This window comes from Kitasatospora sp. NPDC005748 (assembly GCF_040630735.1).
In the GTDB taxonomy this organism is placed as follows: Bacteria; Actinomycetota; Actinomycetes; order Streptomycetales; family Streptomycetaceae; genus Kitasatospora.
The window spans coordinates 23,919-46,976 of the sequence record NZ_JBEXYD010000030.1 but is presented as its reverse complement, the minus strand read 5'-3'; the positions used below and the strand labels follow the sequence as shown (position 1 = coordinate 46,976).

22 protein-coding genes are annotated in these 23,058 nt (G+C 73.3%); 10 read left to right on the top strand and 12 right to left on the bottom strand.

Annotation, left to right across the window (positions count from 1 at the left end):
* Position 1 precedes the first annotated feature (1 nt).
* Entirely contained in the window at positions 2 to 913 is a 912-nt protein-coding gene (locus ABZ495_RS21735; protein WP_359807942.1) for a methyltransferase domain-containing protein, read from the bottom strand.
* 209 nt (positions 914 to 1,122) lie between these two features.
* Between ABZ495_RS21735 and ABZ495_RS21730 the strand changes: the two genes are divergently transcribed.
* The 7 genes from ABZ495_RS21730 (at position 1,123) to ABZ495_RS21700 (ending at position 9,446) form a co-directional block, all read left to right on the top strand.
* Positions 1,123 to 2,505, top strand: a complete 1,383-nt coding sequence (locus tag ABZ495_RS21730; protein WP_359837526.1) for a hypothetical protein — start codon at positions 1,123 to 1,125, stop codon at positions 2,503 to 2,505.
* A 223-nt stretch (positions 2,506 to 2,728) separates the two neighbouring features.
* A complete protein-coding gene (locus tag ABZ495_RS21725; protein WP_359837524.1) occupies positions 2,729 to 4,126 on the top strand; it encodes a hypothetical protein in 1,398 nt (465 codons plus the stop codon).
* Between the two features lie 74 nt (positions 4,127 to 4,200).
* Positions 4,201 to 5,481: a MoxR family ATPase gene (locus tag ABZ495_RS21720; protein ID WP_359837522.1), complete on the top strand. Its 1,281-nt coding sequence runs from the start codon at positions 4,201 to 4,203 to the stop codon at positions 5,479 to 5,481.
* A 68-nt stretch (positions 5,482 to 5,549) separates the two neighbouring features.
* Positions 5,550 to 6,809, top strand: a complete 1,260-nt coding sequence (locus ABZ495_RS21715) for a VWA-like domain-containing protein (RefSeq protein WP_359837520.1) — start codon at positions 5,550 to 5,552, stop codon at positions 6,807 to 6,809.
* A gap of 200 nt (positions 6,810 to 7,009) precedes the next feature.
* A complete protein-coding gene (locus ABZ495_RS21710; RefSeq protein WP_359837518.1) occupies positions 7,010 to 7,426 on the top strand; it encodes a hypothetical protein in 417 nt (138 codons plus the stop codon).
* An 87-nt stretch (positions 7,427 to 7,513) separates the two neighbouring features.
* A complete protein-coding gene (locus ABZ495_RS21705) occupies positions 7,514 to 7,816 on the top strand; it encodes a hypothetical protein (protein WP_359837516.1) in 303 nt (100 codons plus the stop codon).
* A 181-nt stretch (positions 7,817 to 7,997) separates the two neighbouring features.
* Positions 7,998 to 9,446 (top strand): WGR domain-containing protein, encoded by a 1,449-nt coding sequence (locus ABZ495_RS21700; RefSeq protein WP_359837514.1) that lies wholly within the window; start codon positions 7,998 to 8,000, stop codon positions 9,444 to 9,446.
* Between the two features lie 72 nt (positions 9,447 to 9,518).
* Here the strand turns inward: ABZ495_RS21700 and ABZ495_RS21695 are convergent, their stop codons facing one another.
* The 11 genes from ABZ495_RS21695 to ABZ495_RS21645 form a co-directional block, all read right to left on the bottom strand.
* Entirely contained in the window at positions 9,519 to 10,169 is a 651-nt protein-coding gene (locus ABZ495_RS21695) for a DUF3995 domain-containing protein (protein ID WP_359837512.1), read from the bottom strand.
* A gap of 171 nt (positions 10,170 to 10,340) precedes the next feature.
* Positions 10,341 to 11,297, bottom strand: coding sequence for a hypothetical protein (locus tag ABZ495_RS21690; protein WP_359837510.1), 957 nt, complete (start codon positions 11,295 to 11,297; stop codon positions 10,341 to 10,343).
* Between the two features lie 185 nt (positions 11,298 to 11,482).
* On the bottom strand, positions 11,483 to 11,755 hold the full coding sequence (locus ABZ495_RS21685) for a hypothetical protein (RefSeq protein WP_329486033.1): 273 nt from the start codon (positions 11,753 to 11,755) through the stop codon (positions 11,483 to 11,485).
* Between the two features lie 118 nt (positions 11,756 to 11,873).
* A complete protein-coding gene (locus ABZ495_RS21680; RefSeq protein WP_329486032.1) occupies positions 11,874 to 12,245 on the bottom strand; it encodes a PRC-barrel domain-containing protein in 372 nt (123 codons plus the stop codon).
* Positions 12,246 to 12,765: 520 nt separating this feature from the next.
* Complete coding sequence (locus ABZ495_RS21675; RefSeq protein WP_359837508.1) at positions 12,766 to 14,007, bottom strand: hypothetical protein; 1,242 nt, start codon at positions 14,005 to 14,007, stop codon at positions 12,766 to 12,768.
* Positions 14,008 to 14,046: 39 nt separating this feature from the next.
* Complete coding sequence (locus tag ABZ495_RS21670) at positions 14,047 to 14,973, bottom strand: hypothetical protein (RefSeq protein WP_359837506.1); 927 nt, start codon at positions 14,971 to 14,973, stop codon at positions 14,047 to 14,049.
* Positions 14,974 to 15,088: 115 nt separating this feature from the next.
* A complete protein-coding gene (locus ABZ495_RS21665) occupies positions 15,089 to 15,262 on the bottom strand; it encodes a hypothetical protein (protein ID WP_359837504.1) in 174 nt (57 codons plus the stop codon).
* Between the two features lie 342 nt (positions 15,263 to 15,604).
* Positions 15,605 to 16,456, bottom strand: coding sequence for a helix-turn-helix transcriptional regulator (locus ABZ495_RS21660; RefSeq protein WP_359837593.1), 852 nt, complete (start codon positions 16,454 to 16,456; stop codon positions 15,605 to 15,607).
* Positions 16,453 to 16,905, bottom strand: coding sequence for a DUF6879 family protein (locus ABZ495_RS21655; RefSeq protein ID WP_359837502.1), 453 nt, complete (start codon positions 16,903 to 16,905; stop codon positions 16,453 to 16,455). Before ABZ495_RS21655 ends, ABZ495_RS21660 begins: the two co-directional genes overlap by 4 nt.
* Before the next feature lie 43 nt (positions 16,906 to 16,948).
* Complete coding sequence (locus ABZ495_RS21650) at positions 16,949 to 17,176, bottom strand: hypothetical protein (protein WP_359837500.1); 228 nt, start codon at positions 17,174 to 17,176, stop codon at positions 16,949 to 16,951.
* Between the two features lie 378 nt (positions 17,177 to 17,554).
* Complete coding sequence (locus ABZ495_RS21645) at positions 17,555 to 18,457, bottom strand: lysozyme (RefSeq protein ID WP_359837498.1); 903 nt, start codon at positions 18,455 to 18,457, stop codon at positions 17,555 to 17,557.
* Between the two features lie 289 nt (positions 18,458 to 18,746).
* On the opposite strand from ABZ495_RS21645, the gene ABZ495_RS21640 reads away from it, so the two are divergent.
* The 3 genes from ABZ495_RS21640 to ABZ495_RS21630 all read left to right on the top strand — a co-directional run bounded on the left by ABZ495_RS21640 (position 18,747) and on the right by ABZ495_RS21630 (position 22,801).
* Positions 18,747 to 20,174, top strand: coding sequence for an NAD(P)/FAD-dependent oxidoreductase (locus ABZ495_RS21640; RefSeq protein ID WP_359837495.1), 1,428 nt, complete (start codon positions 18,747 to 18,749; stop codon positions 20,172 to 20,174).
* Positions 20,175 to 20,305: 131 nt separating this feature from the next.
* Complete coding sequence (locus tag ABZ495_RS21635) at positions 20,306 to 20,875, top strand: GNAT family N-acetyltransferase (protein WP_352293031.1); 570 nt, start codon at positions 20,306 to 20,308, stop codon at positions 20,873 to 20,875.
* A 180-nt stretch (positions 20,876 to 21,055) separates the two neighbouring features.
* On the top strand, positions 21,056 to 22,801 hold the full coding sequence (locus ABZ495_RS21630) for a glycosyltransferase family 2 protein (protein WP_359837492.1): 1,746 nt from the start codon (positions 21,056 to 21,058) through the stop codon (positions 22,799 to 22,801).
* Positions 22,802 to 23,058 lie beyond the last annotated feature (257 nt).

Sequence of the window (23,058 nt, the reverse complement as noted above, 5' to 3'; positions counted from 1 at the left end):
GCTAAGGCTTCACGGCGGTGTGCACGAACCACGAGACGTACTCCCGCACCTGGTACATCTCCACCACCGACCGCAGGTTGAGCCACTTCTCGGCCGGCCCGAACAGCCGCAGCAGGGCGTACGGCAGCCGGAAGTAGGCGTAGAGCGCGTCGGAGGTCGGCCGGTAGCGGGCGGTGGCGTCCAGGGCCTCCTCGACCCGGAAGCCCGCCCGGGCGAGCAGCACGCTCAGGCTGCGGGAGTCGTACCGCTTGGCCCCGGGGAAGACCATCGCGTCCATGAACGGGTCCAGCACCGCGTGCCCCTCGGGGCTGATCTCCTCCGGCGGCGCGCCCACCGGGCCGAGCAGCACCAGGCGCCCGCCCGGCCGCAGCACCCGGTGGAACTCCGCCAGCGCCCGCTCGGGGTCGTAGGCGTGCACCAGGGTTTCCATCGAGTAGACGCCGTCGAAGGAGCCGTCCGGGAACTCCAGGTCGTGGTAGTCGCCCCAGGAGAAGCTCGTCCGCTCCTCCAGCGCCGCGCGGGCGCTGAGCCGGCGGGCCTCGCGGACGTGGAAGTCCAGCACGTCGACGCCGGTGACCCGCAGGCCGAACCGGGAGGCCATCTGCCGCGCCACCACCCCGGCGCCGCAGCCGGCGTCCAGCACCCGTGACCCGGCGGGCAGCGACAGCTTCCGGCCGAGGACGCCCTCCAGCCGGCGCTGCGCCTGCCAGCACCGCCACTTCGACTGGCCCGGTTCGGTCCACCCCCAGTGCCGGGCGTTGCGACAGACGAGCGTGTAGAAGAGCCTGCTCCCCGGGCGCCCGTACACCCGCCGGAGCCCGGTGAGATCGAGTTCGCCACTGACCATCTGAACCTGCCCGGTCTTGCGCTGCTGCGCGGCCCAGCTGCTCCGTGCCGCGGCTGTCCCGCCCAAGCTACCGACGCGCCCCCGGGCCCGCCGTCCGGTGCGCCCGCCCGGGTGGCCCGCGTCCGGGGCCCGGACGGCCAGGGCGGGCCGGGCGGCCCGATCCGGGCGTTCCGGAGTCTTGTGCCGGGGCCGGGACATGCCAGATGATCACGGTGTTCGGTCATGATCCACTCACGGGTCGTGGCCCCGACAGGTCTGATCGACGGGGGTTGGCGATGTCCACACATTCCACGCACGGCACGCGGTCCGGGGCCTCCGGGCCCGAGGGCGAGGGCGGCCCGGGGCGCCGTCCGGGCCGGCGCGCCCTGCTCGCCGGGCTGACCGGCGCGGGCGCCGTGGCCGGGAGCCTGGCGCTCGGCGGCCAGAGCGCCCTCGCCGCGCCCGCCGCGGTGGCGGCCGGTGCGGGCGGGTACGTGGTCGACGTGGTCGCCAAGGGCGCCGACCCGACCGGGGCCACGCCCAGCGACACCGCCTTCCGGGAGGCCGTGGCCGAGGTCCTCGCCGGTGCGCCGGAGACCGGCGTCACCCCGAGGAAGGTCCTGCTGATCCCGCCGGGCACCTACCTGCTCACCCAGCCCGACAGCCTGCTGCCGGCTACCCAGAACACCGACCGCGCCAAGCAGAGCGTCATCGACGGCATCTCGATCACGGGGTTCGGCAAGCGCCTCTCCCGCATCGTGTACGCGCCGACGGTCCGCGACACCGTGTTCTGGCGGAACATGGACCGCTACCGGAACATCCGGATCAGCGGCCTGACCTTCGAGAGCCAGGACGCCACCGCGACGTTCAACTACTCGTACTCCTCCAAGACCTTCGGCGTGCAGGACACCTGGTACACCGACGTCGACTGGCGCGGCACCTGGAAGGCCGGCATCGTCCTCGACGGCCCCACCGCCAACTCCAACCTCAACAGCGAGATGGGCTGGGACCACTGCCAGATCAGCGGCAGCTACGCGGACGCCTTCCTGGTGATGGGCGGGACACCGACCGAGCAGCAGCAGGACCAGTTCCTCAACTTCTCCTTCCGTGACTGCAAGGTGGAGTTCCAGTCCGGCGTCTTCGTGCGCAACGAGCGCGGCGGCTCGATGAACTTCATCGGTGGGTCGTACATCCTGGTCGACGCCAAGTCGACCGGCACCTTCTTCAAGCTGGGCGCCAACTCGCCGCGCGCCGACTCGGTGATGCGCCTGTACGCCCAGGGCATCCGCTTCGAGATCCGCGGCCCGGGCCACAAGGTGATCGACTCCTCCTGGTACAAGGGCAGCATCACGTTCGTGTCCTGCGACGACACGGCCCGCTCGTTCGAGTCCTGGGTGGACGACACCGTCGTCCCCCACGTGTACCGCTTCGACGCCGTCAACCCCTCGCGCGGGCCGGTGATCCGCTACCAGGACTGCGCCCTGCTCGGGTCGCACCAGGTGACCTCCGGCACCGCGACCACCGCCGGCAAGCTGCTGTACGACGGCAGCCGGTTCGCCAACAAGTCGGAGGGCACCGGGGCCGCCGGCTTCCTGCGCTGGACGGGCCCCGCGCCCTGGTACGAGTTCCGCGACTGCCTGGTGAAGGGCGTCCGGCTGCCCGACGCCAAGGTGCCGTAGCCGAGCCGACGGCGTGCCCCGGACCGGTTGGTCCGGGGCACGCCCGGTCCGTCGGGTCGCGCCCGGCCGTCGGGGCACCCGGTCTGTCGGGGCGCGCCCGGTCCGTCGGGGCAAGCCTGCGGAAAAGCGGCTGACAGCCAGACGGCACCAGCGCTACGCTCCCCGCGATGACTACTCCTTCCGCATTCGGATTGGGGGCCCCGTCCGCGCAAGGTGAGTGCTGATGCTCACCTCGACCGCGAACAGGCCTTCCCGCCTTTCCCTCTGGCTGCGCGTGCGCGAGTTCGCCGTGCCGCCGTCCATGATCGAGACCGCGACGGCCCGCCGGCAGGCCGGCGACTGGGCCGGAGCCTGCGCCGCCGCGAACATCGACGTCGACCTCGACCTGCGCACCGTCACGCGCACCCACGGCCGGGCCCTCGCCGCCGAACTCCGCGCCGACCTGCGCCGACTGGCCCCCGACCTGCTCCGCTGGCATCTGCCGAGGATCGCCCCGGACGGTCTGCTGCGCCCGGGCCTGACGGTCGCCCTGGCCCGCTACGACGCCCACCGGCCCGCCGACGGGCCCCCGGTGCGGCTCGTCGCCCGGACGCCGCCCGCCTGGGCGGACGCCGGCCAGCGGATCAGCCTCGCCCTCTGGGACGGCTCCCACCGCGCGGCCGGTGCCTCCCGCTACCCCCACCCCCGCCCCGACCGGCGGTTCCGCCTCGACCTGCACCGCCACCTGTGGGACGCCCACCGCAGCGGCGAACTGCGCCACCGGTCCGGCGCCGACGGCCGCTCCCGGCCGGACCGGGAGCCCGGCCCGCTGGGCGAGCCGCCGCCCCTGCCGGACGCACCGGGGCTCCGCTGCGCCGTCGACCGCTGGGCCGCCGAGGCCGACATCCTGCTCGCCGCCGAGGGGCGCGCCGCCGGGCCGGTGGACGTCCGCCTGGGAGCGCGGCGGCTGCTCCTGGAGCCGGTCGCGGACCGGGACGGCCCGGGGCCGCCCGCCCGGCGGATCGTCGCCGCGCCCGTCGGCGGCGCCGGCCCGGTCCTGCCGGTGCTGCCCGACGCGGCGACCTGGGTGCTCCCCGACCTCGATCTGCTCCGCACCGGTGCGATCGGGGCCGACCGGCTGCACCCGCTGGTCGCCGCGGCGCTCGCGCCCGGCCACGCGCCGGCCGGACCGGCCCCGCTCCAGGACCGGCCCGGGCAGCCGCGCCCGGTGGACTGCCGCGGGGCCCGGCACCGGATCGGCCTGGTCGACGGCGTGCTGACGGCGCTGGACCACGACCCGGCGGAGATCCGCCGGGAGGAGCTGCTGGTCGCGCTGACCGGCACACCGCTGCCCTGCCTGCAGGCCATCGACGAGGCGCACCGGCGCCCCGCCGGCCTCCACGGTGTCCGCGAGCGGCTCGACCACGGCGACACCGCCGGTGCGCTGGCGGTCGTCGAGGGGCTGCTCGGCCCCGACGCCCTGCTGCGCGGCGGCGCGCTGCGGGACGAGCTGGAGTCGGCCGCGCGGCGACGGATCAGCTACGGGCTGTTCCGGGCCGGCCTGGTCGAGCACAGCCCGAGCCCGGACCGCCGCCGCCCGCGCGACCGCCGCTCCCGCACCCTCGGGGCGACCGCCCGCTGATCCCGGGCCTCGCCGGCCGCCCTTCCCCCACATTCACGTACTCCCCCCAGACTCCGAGGTGATCGAACATGCCCATGTCCACGTCCACGTCCCTGTCGGACTCCCCGACCGTCCCGTTCTCGGCGGCCGCCACCCTCGCCGGCCCGGACCGGGCCTCCCAGCTCGACGTCGCCGACGCACTGCTCACCCTGCTGCGCGAGACCGGTACCGAACCGCGCCCCGACGACCAACTGGAGGCGCTCACCCTGGCGGTGGCCGCCGACCGCCCCGTCCTGCTGTGGGGCGAGCCGGGCATCGGCAAGACTGCCGCCCTGACCCAGCTGGCCGAGACCCTGGACCTGCCGCTGACCACCGTGATCGCCAGCGTGCACGAGCCGTCCGACTTCTCCGGCCTGCCCGTCCTCGGCTCCGATCCGGCGCAGCAGGGCGTCCCGATGGCCCCGCCGGACTGGGCCGTGCGCCTGGTCCGGGCCGGCCGGGGGCTGCTCTTCCTCGACGAGCTGTCCACCGCGCCGCCGGCCGTCCAGGCGGCCCTGCTCCGGCTCGTCCTGGAGCGGCGGATCGGCTCGCTGCAACTGCCGCCCGAGGTCCGCATCGTGGCCGCCGCCAACCCGCGCGCCTCGGCGGCCGACGGCTGGGAGCTGAGCCCGCCGCTGGCCAACCGCTTCGTCCACCTCCAGTGGGTGCACGACCACGACGTGGTGGTCCGCGGCCTCGGCGGGACGTGGCCTCGGGCCACCCTGCCGCGGCTCGACCCGCGGCGGCTGGCGGAGTCGGTGGCCTTCGCCCGGCGCGCCGTCTGCGGCCTGCTCGCCGCCCGCCCCGCGCTCGTCCACCGGCTGCCCGCCAACGAGACCCGCCGGGGCGGCGCCTGGCCGTCGCCCCGGAGCTGGGAGACGGCGCTCTGCCTGGTTGCCTTCGCCACCGCGGCCGGCTCCTCCCGGGACGTCCTCTCCCTGCTGGTCCGGGGCACGGTGGGGGACGGACCCGGGCTGGAGCTGCTGGCGAGCCTGGACCGGATGGACCTCCCGGACCCGGAGGAGCTGCTGGCCGATCCGGCCGGCGCCGAACTGCCCGAGCGCGGGGACCTCCGCCAGGCCGTGCTCGACGGGGTGGTGGCCGCCGTCCGCAAGCGGCCGGAGAAGGACCGCTGGGACGCGGCGTGGACGCTGCTCGTCCGGGCGACCGAGACCGGCGCCCCGGACCTGGTGGTCGTCCCGGCGACCACGCTCGCCTCGCTGCGCCGGCCGGACTGGGACGTCCCGGCCGCGATCGAGCGGCTGGCCGGGGTGGTCTCGCTGTCGAACCGGGCCGACCGGTCGGTGGCCCGGGTCGCCGCCAAGGCGGGCCGATGAGCCAGGGGAGCCAGGGAAGTCAAGGGAGTCAGGGGAGCCCGATCAGCCGGATGAGTCCGGGGAGTTCGATGAGTGCGGGCCGGGTGGCGGTGCCGGCCGGGCCTCGGGGGCTGGACCTCGACAAGCTGTTCGCCGCCCGGCTGCACGCGGCGAAGGTCCGGCCCTACCTGGCGACGGCCCTGTTCGCGCTGCACACCGTGGAGTCGCGGCGCGTGCCGACGATGGCGGTGGACCGGCACTGGCGGTGCTACGTCTCACCGGTCTTCGTGGACCGCACGCCGGTGGAGGAACTGGCCGCGGTCTGGGTGCACGAGGTCTCGCACCTGCTGCGGGACCACCACGGGCGCAGCGACCGGGTCGCCGAGGAGCGCGGGCTGACCGGCCCGGGGGAGCGGCTGCGGATGAACATCGCGGCCGACTGCGAGATCAACGACGATGCCTTCGGCGACGGGCTGGTCGAGCCCGAGGGCGCCGTCCGCCCGACCTCCCTCGGGCTCCCCGACGGGGGTCTGATGGAGGACTACCTGCGCCGGTTCAGCCTCGGGCCGCTGACCGAGAGCCTGATCTGGCTGGACTGCGGTAGCGGCGCCGACGGACTGGGGCGGGAGTGGGAGTTCGGGCCGGACGGCGCGCACGGGCTGAGCGCCCAGGAGCGGGACGCGGTGCGGTTCCGGGTGGCGCAGGGCATCACCGCCCGGCCGGGCAGCGCGCCGCAGGCGTGGCAGCGGTGGGCCGAGGAGGCCTTCCATCCGCCGCAGCGGTGGCGGGAGTTGCTGGGTGCGGCGGTCCGCACGGCGGCGGCCGGCTCGGGCGCGGGCGAGGACTACACCTACGGCCGGCCGTCGCGGCGCTCGGCCGGGCTGCCCGGCGTCGTGCTGCCGAGCCTGCGGCGCAGACCGCCCCGGGTCGCCGTGGTGATCGACACCTCCGGCTCGGTCAGCGACGCCGAACTGGGCAGCGCGCTGCTCGAAGTGGCCGCGATCGCCCGGGCCGTGGGCGGCCGCCGCGACCTCGTCACCGTGCTCCCGTGCGACGCGGCGGCCCGGGTCGCGCACCCGCTCTGCCGGGCCGAGGGGATCCCGCTGGTGGGCGGTGGCGGCACCGACCTGCGGACGGGTTTCGCCCGGGCGCTGCGGGGCCCGTCCCGGCCGGACGTCGTCGTGGTGCTGACGGACGGGCAGACGCCCTGGCCGGAGTCGCGGCCGCCGTGCCGGACGGTGGTCGGGCTGTTCCCCCGGGCGCGGACCGACTCGCACCTGGACGAGGAGGACCCGGACTACGAACCGGAGGCCCCGCCGGAGTGGGCCGCCGTGGTGCGGATCGGGTAGGCACGCGCGGTCCGGCGCCTCCGGGCGCTCCCGGGCCGGTTCGTCCGCCGCCGACCGGTCCGTCCGCCGCCGGGTCGCGCCCTGCCCGCCTTCCGGATCCGCCGGGTGAGTGAAGTCCTTCACTCCATCGGGTGGGGCGGGCGGGTGTCGGGCGGAGGCGGCGGTTAGCTGGACGACGGGGGTCGTTCGGAAGGGCGCGGATGGGGCGTACGGTTCGGCACGGTGACGTCGCGACCCGCTGCGTGCTCGCGGTCCTGCTGGCCGCCGTCCTCGCCCTGCTGACCGGGGCCGGGACCGTCGACTCCCTCCACCGCCTCGCCCTGGACCGCTGTGTGACGGCCCAGGAGACGCCCGCCGCGCCCGCCGTGCCGCTCGACCCGGACACCTGCCCCGAGCCCGGCGAACGCCGGCGCGACCACGGGAGCACCTCGGGCACCGCCTCCACCCACCGGGCGGGCCACCACACCCGGGCTCCGCTGCCGGGCCTGCTGCCCGCGGCGCCACGGACGGTGGCCGGCCTCGTGGCCGGCGCCCCGCCCGGTCGCGCGGCGGGCCGCCCCGGCACCGATCCCGCCCGCCCCGACGGGGCCGGGCGAGGGACCGTCCTGCGCTGCTGACCGGCCCCGGGGCCGTGCTCGGGGGTCCTGGGCCCCCGCGCGGTCCCGCCGTGTCCACCGTCGGGTTCACACCGCAGGAGATCCACCATGCCCTTCGACGTCTACACCGCCATGGGCGCGCTGGTGCGCGCCGAGGCCTGCCGCACCACCACGCCTGCCCTGCCCGCCACGCCCGCTCTGCCCGCCACGCCGACAGCGACCGCTCCGTCCGCTCCGTCCGCTCCATCCGCCTCGTCGGCCGAGCAACTGCCCCCCGCTGCGCAGGAGTTCGGCGGCGGTCCGACCGCGTGCGACACCGACCGGGCGCGGCGCCGGCCGTCGGCCCGCTCGTCGACCCGGCCGTCCGCCCTCTCCTCGGCCCTGCGCCGGCTGGCCGCCCGGCTGGGCTGAGCCGCCGGACGACCCGGGCGGCGGCCGTCCGTCGGTACGGCCGCCGCCCGTGGAGCCCGGCCGCGGGGCCGTGGGCGGGGGTGCCCGTCGCGTTGTCGGTGGCAATGGCTAGCTTGTGCGGTGTCGGCGGGTACGGCCCGTGCGACGACGCTTCCGACGTCGCCCGAAAGGGGCCCTTGCCATGCCAGTCGCCGCCGACGAGCAGGTCACCTATCTGGAGCTGTCCGAGGACGCGGGCAGCGCGCACAAGTTCTACGAGGTCCGGGTCGCCGGCTTGGTCGTGACGGTCAGGTACGGGCGGATCGGTGAGAGCGGCCAGGAGAAGACCACCTCCTACCCGACGGTGGAGAAGGCGGCCGCCGCCGCGGCGAAGAAGCTGGGGGAGAAGGTCCGCAAGGGCTACGCCCCGGCGGTGCGCGGGGTGCGGCAGCGACGGGCGGTCACCCGCCGGGCGATCGTCAGCAGCGGGTCGACGGCCCGTCAGGCGCCGGTCCTGTGGCGCTTCAGCTCGGGCGCCGCGGCGTTCGGGATCTTCGTCGGGGAGGAGCACGCCTGGGTCGGCAACGAGCGCGGCGACGTCTACACCCTCACCCACGACGGGCGGGTCACCGGCCGGTACGGGCTGCCGGACGGGGTCAAGTGCATCGTGGCCGACGACTGGTGGATCTACGCCGGGTGCGACGACGGCAAGGTGTACGACCTGGGCGGCAAGGTGCCGCGGGTGGCGTACGAGATCGCCGAGGACGTGGACATCTACTGGCTGGACATCCACGACGGGGTGCTCGGCGTGGCCGACGCGCGCGGCGGCATCACCACCGTCGACCACGAGGACGAGTTCCAGTGGCGCCGCAAGGCCACCGGCACCGACGGCTGGATGGTGCGCTGCGACGACGACGGCGTCTTCCACGGTCACTCGCGCGGCGTCGCCCGCTACGCGGCCCGCAGCGGCGACCCGGTCTGGCACACGCCGACCGAGGGCGAGGTGCTGTTCGGCTGGCAGGAGCGCGACGAGGTGTTCGCCGGCACCTCGCACGGCTGGGTGCACCGGCTGCGCAAGACGGACGGCTCCGAGGCCGCCCGCTACCGCTGCGACGCCGCGGTGTTCTCCTGCGCGTCCTCGCCCGACGGCCGGTACGTCTTCGCCGGGGACAACCACTCCTCGGTCTACTGCTTCGCCGCGGACGGCACCCGCCTGTGGAAGCTCGGCACGGGCTGCGGTTCGGCCTACAGCATGCAGTACCGCGACGGCCGGCTCTACATCGTGACCACCGACGGCTCGCTGGCCTGCCTGGACGCGAGCGAGCAGGCGGTCCGGGCGGCCGAGGGCGGCCAGGTGCCGCAGGCCGCCGAGGTGGACGGCAGCGGGTGGCAGGCGGCGGTGGCGGGCGCCGAGCTGGAGGTGGTGGTGGCCGGCTCGGCCGGTGCGGCCGGGGGCATCGAGGTGGAGTGCGTCCAGGAGGGCACCCGGGTGCGGGTGCGGGTGGTGTCGGCCGGGTTCGACCGGAACCGCCGGGTGCAGTTCCCCAAGGACATCCGGGTGCCAGGGGCCCGCTACGTGGTGGCGGAGGTGCTGGAGTCGGGCAACGGCGGGTTCTACCGGGCGCGCGGCGACATCAAGCGCCTGCTGTGACCGGCTCGGCGGGGGCTCGCCCCCGCCGAGCCGTCGTGGACCGTCGCGTGGCCGGTGGCCGCGCGACGGTCGTCATCCGATCCCGGTGACGGTCGACGCCAACGACAGGAGCAACGCGCCCAGCGCCCCCGCGGCGCCGTAGCGCCGCAGCCCGCGCCGGTCCTCGTGGCGGCGGACGTACCGGGTGGTGGCGGCGGCGAAGGCCAGGCCTCCGCCGACGAACCACGGCCCCCACAGGTAGAGGTACCAGCGGGTCAGCCCGACCAGGTCGGGTGCGGGGGCGAGCGCCCCGGCCTCCACCAGCACGCCGTGGGCCACGAACAGAGCGCCGTGCCAGAGGAGCAGCACCGCCGCTCCGCCGCCGCAGAGCACCAGGGGGCGGCTGGTCCGCCCGCCGCGCCGGCGGGTCAGGCCGACGCCCAGCAGTGCCCCGAAGAGCTTCAGGAATCCGGTCACCCACAGGACGGCCACGAACCAGGTGGCCCGGTCTTCGGCCAGCTTCAGCAGCGACGGCGACACCGTCGACCGGGCACCGAGGGTGCTGCCCGCAGCCCAGACGAAGCTGGGTACCGCGAACAGCAGCCCCCATGCCGCGGCGACCGCCCCGGGCCACCCGTCCGGGGTGGGCCGCCGGCCCGGGGCCGGCCTCCCGCTCGGGGTCGGTAGGGGCGTCCCACGCAGGTCCGGCCGGGTCGGGCCGGGCCCGCAGTGCTTGATCGTCATGGCTCCACCGTGGCGCGGCCGGCGCGAGGAGGCGTCCTCCCCGGAGACGATCGGCATCCCCCGCGCGAGCTACTTCCGGGTGAGCCGTCTCCCGGCTGAGCCGTCTTCCGGCGGTGCTGTGCGGGGTCCGTTAGGGGCGTGCCCGGGCCTGTCCGGGCCGCCGGCCGACCGCTACCGTTCCACCGTGGCGAGCAGCAGGTTCGGGTCGGTCCGGGTGAAGTACGCCGCGCTCGGGACGTAGACGGTGTCCCCGCGGACGGCCACCGAGGTGGGGTTGGAGAGGCCGTCCGCACCGTTGAGGACGGTGTGATGAGTCCCGTCCGCCGCGATGTAGGCGGCCTCACTGCCGCTGTTGAGGGCCGCGATCACGTCGTCGCCGTGCCCCGCGAAGTCGAAGTCGTCCAGCCCGGGGAGACCGGTCGCGCGGACCTCGGCCGGGCCCGCGGTCCCGTTCCGGCCGAGCGGGATGCGCAGAAGGGTGCCGGTGTCGGTGTTGCCGACCCAGACGGCGTGGTGGTGGAGCTTGAGGCCGTTGGCGCCGAAGGCCGCGGTGGGCCTGAGCCGCGCGTCGTCGGACCAGACCGTCGGGTCGCCGCCTGCCACGGAGACGGTGCGGATCACGCCGAGCGCCGAGTCGGCCGAGTAGAGGAGGCCCGCGCGCTCGTCGAGGGCGAGGCCGTTGGGGAGGCTGTCCGCCGGGAAGGCGGAGATCCGCTCGGGTGCGCCGCCGGGGCAGAGCCGCCAGATCCCGGTCAGATCGGCGGTGCCGGTCGCGTACCCGAAGTAGAGGGTGCCGTCGTGGGCGCGGGCGATACCGCTGACGACGGCGGCGCCGAGCACCGGGGTGTTCGGGTCCGCGGGGGCGGGCAGGGTGGCGAGGAGGGTGAGGTTCCCGTCGGGGTCGACGCGGCCGATCGCGCGGGCGAAGGAGAAGGTGAGGTCGGCGGAGCCGTCCGGTTCGAGGGCGATGTTCTCCGGCTGGAGGCCCTGGGCCAGGTCGAAGTGGGCGATGATCCGGGGCGCGGTGAGCGGCGGCGCCACGGCGACGGCCGGGGTGGCGGCCAGCAGGGCGAGGGCGGCGGAGGCGGCCGTGGCCGTGCCGAGCAGTCCGGCGAGGCGGCGGGGCATGGGGTTCTCCTCGAAGGTTCGGGAGTGCGGCGGGGACGGACCTCGCGGTCCTGCCGCCAGCAGAGCACGCCCGGTGGTCCGCCCCCCTGCTGCGCCGCCGTGCCACCCGGAGATCCCCCGCTCGGGCCGCCCCTGTTCGGGGGAGCGCCGCCGCCCGCCCTGGGCCCCGGGCCCGCCGGCCTTGGTCAGCCGGAGGTCTCGGTGCGGTAGAGGCGGTCGATCTCGGCGTGCGAGAGGGAGAGCAGCACGGTGTGGCGGTCCTCGTCGACGGCGGTGACCGCGCTCATCGGGACCATCACCTCCCGGCCGAACACCCAGAAGCCGGTGTCGACGACCAGGTGCCGCTCGTCGACGTAGTCCGAGTGCCGGTCCACCCGGCCGATCTTCCCGTCGGGCCCCTCGACCCGGTAGCCCGTCAGGTCCACGGTGTGCCCGTCCGCCCCGAGGATCTCCGCCATTCCTGCCTCCCCTTGTACAGCCGGGCGGCCGCCCCCTGGTGTCGGGGGCGGCCGCCCGGGCTCGTCCGTGCCGGCCGGGCTTCGCGGCCGGGTCAACCCGCGGGTACGGGTGGGCGGGTCAGATCGCCGGTCCGCCGTAGAAGGGACCGTAGTACCCGGCGTACTTCTCCTGGTAGTCGGTGTCGTCGTGGTCGTGTCGGTCCCGGTCGAACTCCGGCCCGTTCTTGATCTCGTCCTTCGTCCGGTCGACGTACGCCTTGCGCTCCTCGAAATCGACCTGGACCACGGTGCCGGCGGGCAGCAGGACGTGCTTGCCGAAGATCCACGGCCCGGTGTCGACCACCAGGTACCGGGCGTCGGCCTGCTCGGACAGCTTGTCGATCTTGCCGATGTGGCCGTCCACGGCCTCCACCCGGAAGTCGACGAGGTCGGACCCGGTGACGTAGCCGGAGGTGGAGCGGAACTCCCAGATGTTGACGTCGTTGCTCACGACTCTCTCCCTTCCGCACGGTGTGCTGCGCCGGGAATGCCCCGGCGGCGCTCGCCACCCCGACTGCCCCGCCTCGCCGGGTTCATGCGGGGTGGGGGAGAAATCAGAGGAAACCGCCCGGGAGGGGTGGGGGCAGGGTGGAGCCGCCGCCCTGGCCCACAGAGAGATCGGTGCCTCGACCGTCAAGAGCCTGCTCGATCATCTGACCGAGGTCATCGAATGCTGGTGTAAGACGCGGCAGGCGTGGCGCCGGGGTCAAGCTGATCACGATGAGAAGTTCTGGGTGCGGCCCCGCGAGACCGGCGACTCGGACAGCCCCGAGAGCATGGCCTGCGGCTCGGGGCGGGAAGTCTGACGCGACCCTGGACCCGGGACATGTGGTCGGCACGGCCGTCCACCGGGCAGCCGCGGTGCTCGTCGGTCGGTGTGCCGGCGTCGGCCACCATCAGTTGCCGGCGTGGCCGCACAGGGGGGCGCATCGTGGTGCGGGGGCGCTTTCGGGGCGGCCGAGTGCCGCCCGTCAGGAGGGGACCGGCGGCAGGTGCGTGACCGTGCGCGAAGCCTGCTCGCGCGCGCGGAAGCCGAAGCAGACGAGGGTGACGCTCTCCCCGGCGCTGAGGGGGGTACGGCCGTGCGGTGTGAGCGCGCCGTCGAACACGACGCAGTCACCTGCGGCGAGGTCGCATTCGAGGTAGCTGTCGGCGGTGAGGAACACGGTGGTGCTGGCCCGGGGCAGCTCAGTGGGCCGCTCGTGCTTGAGGCACAGAATCAGGTTGGCCTCGCCGAAGCCGAACTCGTCCAGATGGAAGTCGAGTCGCTGTCCCTCCGCGTAGGCGATGTACACGGCGGTGTGTGGGGGTTCGACTGCCAGACCGCTGGAGCGCGACACGACGTTGGCGAGATCCACCTGCCCGACGAAAAGGCTCACGGCGTCGAGGGTGGCGGCGTTCCACTTCCCGTTGTGGAGGTAGCCGTCGGCGGCGACGGCCTTCTCGGCCTCTTCCGCCATCGCGGTGAGCAGCGCGGAGGGGAACGACTGGTCGCGCAGATGGCAGGGGTGTACACGCTGGTGCGCGGTGAGCCCGGCCACGGCGTACCGGACTGTCGGGAAATCCTGTGCCCACCGGGACGGCGTCCGGGTCGTGATGCGGGACTGCAGCCAGGCGGTCCACTGGCGGCTCCATTGGCCGGGGACGGCGTGGCCGGTCGCCGATGCGCCGGCTTGGCTGATCAGCAGTTCCACTCTTTCGAGTGCAGCCTGTGTGGACTTGACGAGCTCGGCGTCTCCCTTGGCGATCCGGAGCCGCAGCGCTTCTTGAAGGTGGGCCCGCGCGCCTGCGGGGTCGCCGCACTCCATCAGGTGCTTGCCGGTGTGCTGGAGCGCGAAATCCATCAGTTCCGGGTGATGGTAGCGGGCGGTACTCAGGGCGCTGCGGTACAGCGCGTCCGCGCCTCGGACGTCTCCGGCATAGCGGTGCGCATCGCCGAGATTGAGCCCGGTTGCGACGACGGCCCTGCTGTTGCCGATTATCACGGCGAGTTCGAGCGACTGCCGGAGGGATGTCCGGGCCTCGTCGTGGTGGCCCAGGCACAGCTGAGCGATGCCGATCCACCGGGTCAGGACCCGGGCACGGGCCGTGTCGCTCCCTTCGGGCAGGGCCCGCAGTTCCTCCTGGAGGTGGCCGACTGCCGCAGTCAGCTCGTTCCGGTCGGTGGGTACCATCCGCAGGTTGTCGTCGTGGGTGATGAGGTGATCCAGCACGTGACCTCCGTCCGTCGCTCAGCTGCGTTCAGCGTGGCTCTACAGGTGGTGGGTGCGGTGGCGAAGGTCAGCCAGTAGTTCGATTCCGTGTGGGGTGAAGTGCTCGGTGAGGAGTTCGAGTTCGCGCATGAGGTAGCGCACGGCTGTCAGCCCCTCGTTGTACGCGCTCTGGAAGGTCGCGCGCTCGGCGGGCATGAGGTCGTCGCGGCGCAGTTCGGCCTGGCGGAACCGGAGCAGCTGGTTGTAGACGCAGGTCGCATGGAAGGCCCGGTCGATCTCCCAGTACCGGTTGCGGTCCTCGCCCTGACCGGCCCGCCATCTGATCTCGATCTTGGGGGAGGTCTGGGAGGAGTACCCCGTGGCGAAGACCTGGTGCTGGAGGATGTGGAAGCTGACCGACTGGTGGGTGCCCTCGTGCAGCAGGTTCTCGGCCAGGTAGAGGTAAGAGGACCGATCGCTGACGGTGTTCGGAGGGATGTGGTGGGACGCCTTGTCGGAGAACACGATGACGTACGGGAGCGCGGGATCGCTGGAGCTGGTGAGCGAGGAGCCGCGGACCCCGGGCTTACGAACCACCCACAGCAGGCCCCGGACGAACTCGCGTACGCGGTCGAAGTCCTCGGGGTGGGCCAGGGAGAGGTGGTCCAGAGCCTGGGTGAGCATCGTGCGGCGCTCGTCGGTGTGCTCGGCGATCTGGTAGTCCGCCAAGTTGATCTCGTTGGCGATCTCGTCGGGGAGTGCGGCGTCGTACCAGTCGAACGACGTCCCGGCCACGGTTACGTGTTCGCTGCGTAGGGAGAGGGCGTGCTCCGCGTAGGGGGTGCCCGACTTGACCAGACACTCCATCAGTACGAACGGGAGCGCCATCTCCGCACCCTGCTCACGGAGCCGGATCAGGTTCGGGTCCTTGCGGTCGAGGTCGAAGAAGGAGCCGATAGGAACACGGTCAGTGATGGCGGGCTTCACTGCGGACTCTCCTTGATCGGGTGTGTGCGGCTGGGATCGGCGGGCCGGGAGGGCAGAGCACCTCTCGCCGACCCGCCTTTGTCGTCAACCAACCTGAATCGGTTGGAGGCTGAGGTCAGACCTCGGTGGCGACCGGGGCGAAGTCGCCGTCCGGGACCGAGTGGTCCAGGCGGCGGGTCAGGGTGTTGACGACCGTCTGCGGGACGAAGTCGCCGTCGGGGACGCTCTGGTCCGAACGATGGGTGAGGTTGGTGACCTCCGGATCACCAAGCTTGGTGGCGATACTCATGTGCCTCTCCAATCGGGTTGGCCTCCGCTCGCCCGGGGGTGGGCGGACAGCTGTGCGGGGTGGTGCGGCCCCGGCCCGGCAGAAGACCCTTTCCGGCGGGCCGGGAGCGAGTGGGCGCCCGAGGGCGCGAGACTCGGCTGGAAGCGGCCTGAGGCGATGGGTGCGGAGTCCGCTTGTCGGGCGCGGCATGGCGCCGGGGGTTGCGGGCGCGGGCGACCCGAGGACTCCCCGGACTGATTGCCATGGCGGCGCTCCCTCCGTCTCAGGACGTCTGGTGACACTGAGAGACGGTAGGGAGAAGCGCGGTGTGCGGTCGACGAACTTGCCTGAGTTTGCTCGCATTCACCCGAGCGCGTTGATGGCTCCAGCAATGAGCGATCTTGCATCGGCACCGTAGACAGCGATTCTGGCCAAATCGGAGAATGCCTGGCCGTACTCCGAAATCTCGGCCGGCTGGGTGATGGTGAGGTGGGCGGAGACGAGTTCGACGTTCACCTGGGTGTCGTCGTAGACAGTGAAGGACTCGACTGGCCAGCCGGCGTTTCTGGTCGAACCGAGGGGAATCACTCCAAGGCTGACCGACGGGAGTGAGCCGACGGTGATGAGGTGGCCGAGTTGGCCGACCAAGATGTCCGGAGTGCCGATGACGGTTCGCAGCACCCACTCCTCGATCAGAACGGCGAACCGGTGATCTCCCGTGTGCAGCACCTTCTGGCGCTCCATTCGCACGGTGACAGCGGCGTCGACATCGTCGGGAGTACCGCGCAGTGAGACGATCGTGCTCAGCACCGCGTGCGTGTAGGCCGCCGTCTGGAGCAGTCCGGGGACGACCCATGACTGGTACATCCGGAATCTCTGTGTGCGCTCGAACAAAGGGCGCACTGACTCCTGTGTACGTTTGAGGCCGGCGCGCTCTAGGCGCCGCCATTCGACGTACATTCCCTCGATGTTCCGGGTCGTCGCGATGAGGTCTGCGGCCTGATCCGGGACGCCGCAGATGGCGGTCCAGGCACGTAGGTCGGACTCGGTCGGCGTCACCCGGCCGCTCTGGATCTTGGAACACTTCGATTCATGCCATCCCGCAGCTATGGCCAGCGCCCGCGCGCTGAGTCCGGAGTCTCTCCGGATGTCGCGCAGACGCTGGCCGAGGGCGTGCTTGGCTTGCTGAATACTGGACGACGCGGACACGGTCAGCGCAACCGGAAGTCCTCGTGCGGGACCGCCCGTTCCCAGACGGCTTCGAAGGCGGAGGCGCAGAGCCTCACGGCCTGCGGATCAGCTGTGACTTCGTCGTCCACGAAGTCACCATCACCGCTGAAGTGGTGAACCACGAGAAGCTGTCCGTCGATCAGCCAGAAGTCGTTGCCCGGAAGCGCCAGGTCGGTTGTCTGTCGACGGGGAAGCCACCGGACCTGCTCGCCGGAGCCGACGTTCCGGAACGTGATCTCGTGCTCGAACCGGATGTACTCGCTCACCGGCTCCGAGACGACCCGCGCACGCAGCACATCGACGCCGCGGCTCGTGGTCTCCTCCATGAGCTGCAACCAGGGGCTCCACCACGACGGCCGGTCGGTGGGGTCGTCGCGTCGGCCGCTGAGCCAGCGGAGGAACAGGGGGTCGTCCCGCATGTATCCGTCGCGCATCTCCAGATGGAGAGCTGAGCGGGTACAGGTCCGAAGCAGGTCCTCAAGCGATGGAACTGCTGCCACCGTTCACCTCCGGGAAGAACTGCATCATCCGCCTGGGGAATTCGATCACGGTCTCGTGCCCGGGGATGTCCATCAGAGCGAGACGTTCCGGGTCGAGGACCTTCCAGCCTTGTAGGACGTAGTTGCCCGTCGCGTCGTCGAAGTAGACCGTCGGGGACTTGCCTTCGGGACTGTCGGGGTCTTGTCCGAGCTTGTGCAAAGCCATGGTGGGCCTCCTGGCAGGTCGGAGCCGATTGCCTCGGACGATCTTTCCGTACAGGTCGCCACCCGTGCCATGAACTTGCTCGAACTTGCTCGTCCCGACGCCCGACAGGGTGGTCTCCGTGGTGCGCGGCCGTCGGCCCGCGGCGAGCTGGTGGTCGAGGGCGCGGCGGTGCTCTTTGCAGTGGCCAGGGGCCGATATCCCTGGCTCGGCCGTGACCAGGGATATCGGCGATGCAGTCGGCGAGCGGATCGACTCCGAGTCGGAGATCGCGTGCCAGGGATAGCCCCGCGGGCGGAGAGAATCCCCGACCGTCGCCCGCCGGGGCAGCGGGCTCCCGCCGCGGTGAAGTGGCGGGAGCCCGCGGTGGGGAGTGGTGGGTCAGCCGTTGGCGAGGGCCTGGAGGCGGTCGTAGGCGCCGTTGAAGAGGTTCTGGTCGCCGGGGAACGTGCCGGAGTCGGCGTACTGCCAGAAGGTCTGGTAGCCCCAGCCGTTCGGGAGGGTGCCGACGGTGGAGCCGTAGCGGGCGAGCCAGAGCGGGTTGGTGGTGCCGAAGCCGCCGTTGTTTCCGGTGCACTGGGACCACCAGTTGGTGGTGGTGTAGATCGTCGGGTAGCGGCCGGTGCGGGCGTGGACGGTGTCGCTGAAGGAGCGGATCCAGCTGACCATGGCGCTCTGGCCGAGGCCGTAGCAGGTGGCGCCGTAGGGGTTGTACTCGATGTCGAGGGCGGGCGGCAGGGTCCTGCCGTCGCGGGACCAGCCACCGCCGTGGTTGACGAACCAGGTGGCCTGGGCGGAGCCGGAGGAACGGTCCGGCAGGGCGAAGTGGTAGGCGCCGCGGATCAGGCCGGCGTTGTAGGAGCCGTTGTACTGCTGGGTGAAGTACGGATTGGTGTAGGTGGTGCCCTCGGTGGCCTTGACGTAGCCGAAGCGGGCGCCGTTCGCCTTCACCGAAGCCCAGTTGACGTTGCCCTGGTAGCTGGAGACGTCCAGCCCGGGGGTCTGGGTGGCGGCGAGGGCGGCGACGCCCGCGGTGCTCGCTCTTCCTTCGTGGGCGGCCACGGTGGAGCCGGCGAAGTCGAGCTCGGGGTGGAGGGCGGGCAGGTGGCGGTTCGCCTGCCCGCCGGTGCTCGGGGCGGGCGCGGGCTCGGCCGCATAGGCCGGCGCGGTCACGCCGGTGACCAGTGCGACGGCCGCGGCGAGTGCGCCCAGGAGGGGTAGACGGCGGGATTTCGAGGGTGCGGCGGTACCGGTGGGGCCTGCGGAGCGGGACGTGCTGAGCATGAACACTCCTCTGATCCGGTCATGGTCCGGTGAGGGCCCATGAGGCCTCTGGTGCCCGGGAGTTGACCCGGACGGAGAGCAGAGTAGCCATGTACCCGCCAGGGTGGCCAGAGGTCCGGCCACCTCGTGGGGGCGGCCCCCGGGTGGCCGTGGCACCGTCGGGCCCGGCCCGGCGGTTACGCCAGCGGGTGCGCCGGACCGGGCCGTCCGCCAGGCTGGCACCGTGGGTTCGCGAACCGCCGTCCCGTGACCCGGAGGGCGCGGCGGCACCTCGACGGGAGGCCCGGTGATGAGCGACGCGATCGTGGTCGGCTCCGGCCCCAACAGCCTCGCCGCCGCCGTCACCCTGGCCGAACGCGGCCTCGCCGTCACCGTCCTGGAGGCGGCGGCGGAGATCGGCGGCGGCGCCCGGAGCGGTGAGGCCACCCTCCCCGGGGTGCTGCACGACCACTGCTCCGCCGTGCACCCCTTCGGGATCGCCTCGCCGTTCCTGCGCTCCGCCGACCTCGCCCGCCACGGCCTGCGCTGGCGGCTGCCGGAGGTCGACCTGGCCCACCCGCTGGACGGCGGCGACGCCGTCACCGCCGGACGGTCCGTACACGCCACCGCCCGCGCCCTGGGGCCGGACGGCGCGGCCTGGCTGCGCCTGTTCGGAGACCTGTCGGAAGGCTTCGACGAGCTGGCCGAGGACACCCTGCGCCCGATCGTCCGGGTACCCGCCCACCCGGTGCGGCTCGCCCGGTTCGGCAGCCGGGCCCTCCTGCCGGCGACCGTCCTCGCCCGCCGCTGGCACACCGAACGGGCCCGCGCCCTGTTCGCCGGGGCCGCGGCGCACAGCTTCCAGCCACTGGACCGGCCGCTGACCTCCGCGGCCGGACTGCTGCTGATCGCCGCCGCGCACCACCGCGGCTGGCCGGTCGCCGAGGGCGGCTCGGGCGCGATCACGGCAGCCCTGGCCGGGCGGCTGCGCGAGCTGGGCGGCCGGATCGAGACCGGGGTGCGGGTGACCTCGCTGGCCGAGCTGCGCCCGTGCCCGGTCGTCCTGCTCGACGTGGCCCCCCGCGCGGCCGCGGCGATCTGCGGGCCCGCCCTGCCGCGCCCCGTCCGGCGCGCGTACCTGCGATACCGGCACGGGCCGGCGGCCTTCAAGGTGGACTTCGCGGTGGCGGGCGGCATCCCGTGGCGCAACGCGGACTGCCGCCGGGCCGGCACCGTCCACGTGGGCGGCACGCTGGAGGAGGTGGCGTTCGCCGAGGGGGAGGTGGCCCGGGGGAGGATGCCGCAGCGCCCGTTCCTGGTGGTGGCCCAGCAGTACCTCGCCGACCCCGGCCGCTCGGCGGGCGACGTCCACCCCGTCCATGCCTACGCGCACGTGCCGCACGGCTACCCCGGTGACGTCGAGGGCCTGCTCGTCGCCGGGATCGAGCGGTTCGCACCGGGTTTCCGGCACCGGATCCTCGCTTCCGTCGCCACCGGCCCCGGTGAGCTGGAGCGCCGCAACCCCAACTACGTCGGCGGGGACATCTGCACCGGCGCCAACGGCCCGGTCCGGACGGTGCTGCGTCCGAGAACCGCGCCGCACCCGTACGACACGGGCATACCGGGCGTCTACCTCTGCTCGGCGGCGACCCCGCCGGGCGCCGGGGTGCACGGCATGTGCGGTGCCAACGCGGCCCGGGCCGCCCTGCGCGCCGTGCCGCGCGGTGGGCCCGGGTGAGGCGGGGGCGCCTCCGTCGGGGCCGGGGCGCGGCGGTGGCCTCGGCCGCCAGGGGGTGCGGTGCCGTTGTGGCACGATGCCTGAGTCGGCACCCGAACGGCCGCCGCCCTACCGATGAGAAGAGGACCACCGTGCCCGCGACCACCCCGGACACCGCCCGGCCCGAGGCGGACAGCCTCGACTTCCGTACCGCGACCGTGGCCGACGTGCCCGCGCTGCTCGCCCTCGTCGAGTCCGCCTACCGCGGCGACGCCAGCCGGGCGGGCTGGACCACCGAGGCCGATCTGCTGGACGGCCAGCGCACCGATGCCGAGGGCGTCACCGCAGCCGTCACCCACCCCGACGGCGTGGTGCTGCTCGTCGAGCGGGCCGGCGAGCTGGTCGCCTGCTGCCAGCTCGAACACCGGGGCCCGACCGCCTACTTCGGCATGTTCTCGGTGAGCCCCGGCCGGCAGGGCGGCGGCGTCGGGCGGGCCGTGCTGGAGGAGGCCGCGCGGTTCGTCGCGCGGGAGTGGGGTGCCGTCGAGCTGGAGATGACGGTGATCGAGCAGCGTGCCGACCTGATCGCCTGGTACGAGCGCCGGGGCTTCCACCGCACCGGCGTCTACTCGCCGTTCCCCTACGGCGACGAGCGTTTCGGCGTCCCGCGCCGCCCCGACCTGCGGTTCGAGAAGCTGGTGAAGGACCTTACCGAGCAGTAATGATGACGCTCCATCAGTGCGGTGACGCAATGTCAAAGTCCTGACCTGCGGCGATGTGGAGATGTCACACCTCGTTCATTATTGGTCTAGGCCAATGTGAGAGGCTGGCGGAACGAACGGCCACGTTCCGTCCGAGCCCAGGGGGGCCATCTCCGCATGCCCGTACTCCATGGCACCGCCATGCCCGCATCCGACACCGGTCCGCGCCTCGCCGTCGCGGACGACTCGCTGCGACTGCCCAGCCCACCCGACGATCAGGAGCTCTACTGGTACTTCGGCCCGCAGCGCCGCTGGGTGCTGCTCTGCGCCACCCTCTCCTACACCGGCGCGACCGTCACGCTCGGCCTCTTCGCACTCAGCCGGCCGCTGCTCTGGCCCTTCCTGGTACTGACCGTCCTCAACGCCGTGACCTGGGTGCTCTCCCTGGCCGACGGCCAGCGGGCGCGCCGGTTCACCCGTGACTCGCACGACCTGCTGCTGCGCGCCTGGCAGCCCGCCCGCCACCCCGGCGTCGACCTGCTGCTGCCCACCGCCGGCGAGCCGCTGGCCGTGCTGGACAACGCCTACCGCCACACCGCCGCCGTCCGCTGGCCGGGCGCGCTGACCGTCCTCGTCCTGGACGACGCCGCCCGTCCCGAGGTGCGCGAACTCGCCGAGTCCTACGGCTTCCAGTACCGGGCCCGGCCCGACCGGGGCCGGTTCAAGAAGGCCGGCAACCTCAACCACGGCCTGGCCGAGGGCAACGGCGACATCATCGCCGTCCTCGACGCTGACTTCTGCCCGCGCCCCGACTTCCTGCACCACCTGGTGCCCTACCTCGACACCCCCGAGGTCGGCATCGTGCAGAGCCCCCAGTGCTTCGACACCGACCCGGACATGTCGTGGCTGGAGCGGGCCGCCGGCGCGACCCAGGAGATCTTCTACCGCTGGATCCAGCCCTCCCGCGACGCCCAGGACGGCACCGTCTGCTGCGGCACCAACGCGCTCTACCGGCGCGCCGCGCTGGAGCGGGTCGGCGGCTTCGCCGAGATCGACCACAGCGAGGACCTCTACACCGGCCTCTCGCTGGCGCGCGCCGGGTGGACCACCCGCTACGTCCCCGCGCTGGTCGCCAAGGGCATGTCGCCCACCGGCCTGCCCGCCTTCATCAGCCAGCAGTACCGCTGGTGCCTCGGCTCGCTCGCCCTGGTCGGCGATCCCGGCTTCCGCAGCGGGCCGCTCAGCCGCTCGGCCCGGCTCTGCTTCTGGAACGGCATCCTCGGCTACCTGACCAGCGCGGTGAACGTCTTCGCCATCCCGCTGCCGGCCCTGATCATGCTGTTCTTCGCGCCCGACGAGATCGAGCCCTGGCAGGTCCTGCCGTTCCTGCCGCCGATCTGGGTCGCCCTCGTCCTGCTGCCCGCGATGTCCCGTACCCGCTGGCGCTTCGAGGTCACCCGGGTCCAACTCCTCGGCGGGCTCTGCCACGTGGTCGCCATCGCGCACGCGCTGCGCCGCCGCAGCGCCGACTGGGTGCCCACCGGTGCCGTCTCCGGCGGCAGCTCGCTGGCCCGCACGGTCGCCCGGATCGGGGTCGGCTGGCTCGGCCTGGTCGTGGTCGCCGGGGCCGTGGGTCTCGGCCGGGCCGTCGCGCTGCACGGCTGGCAGCCGTACTGGGCGCTGGTGGGGCTGCTCGGGCTCACCGCCCACACGATGATCCCGCTCGTCCGGTCGCTCTGGCCGCTGCTGCGCGGCGGCAAGGGCGGCGACGTCGCCGCGCCCGTTCGGCGCGCCACCGGCGCGGACGGGGGCACCGTCCGGGGAACCGCCGCCGAGCGGGCGGCCGCCGATCTGCGCTTCGGGCGCGCCGAGGCCGTCGCCGTCACCGCCGTCCTGCTGCTCTGCGGCCTGCTGGCCTCCGGCTGGGCGGACCCGCTGCTCTTCTGATGTTCCATCAATGAGCTGAGTCCGTCTGTTAGTTGATTTCCCTTTACTACCCTTGCGCGTCGCCCCACCGGCGCGGAACGACCTCACCCGCCAGGCCGCCCCACTCGGCCGCGCGGCCCCCGAACCGCCGCTGCCAGCCCTGCAAGGAGCCCCGCCGTGTCAACGGCCGTACCACCGAACGCCGAACCGCCGCGCGCCGTTCCCGTTCCTGTTGCTGTTCCCGTTCCTGTTGTTGTCCCGGATCGTGTTCGTGAGCC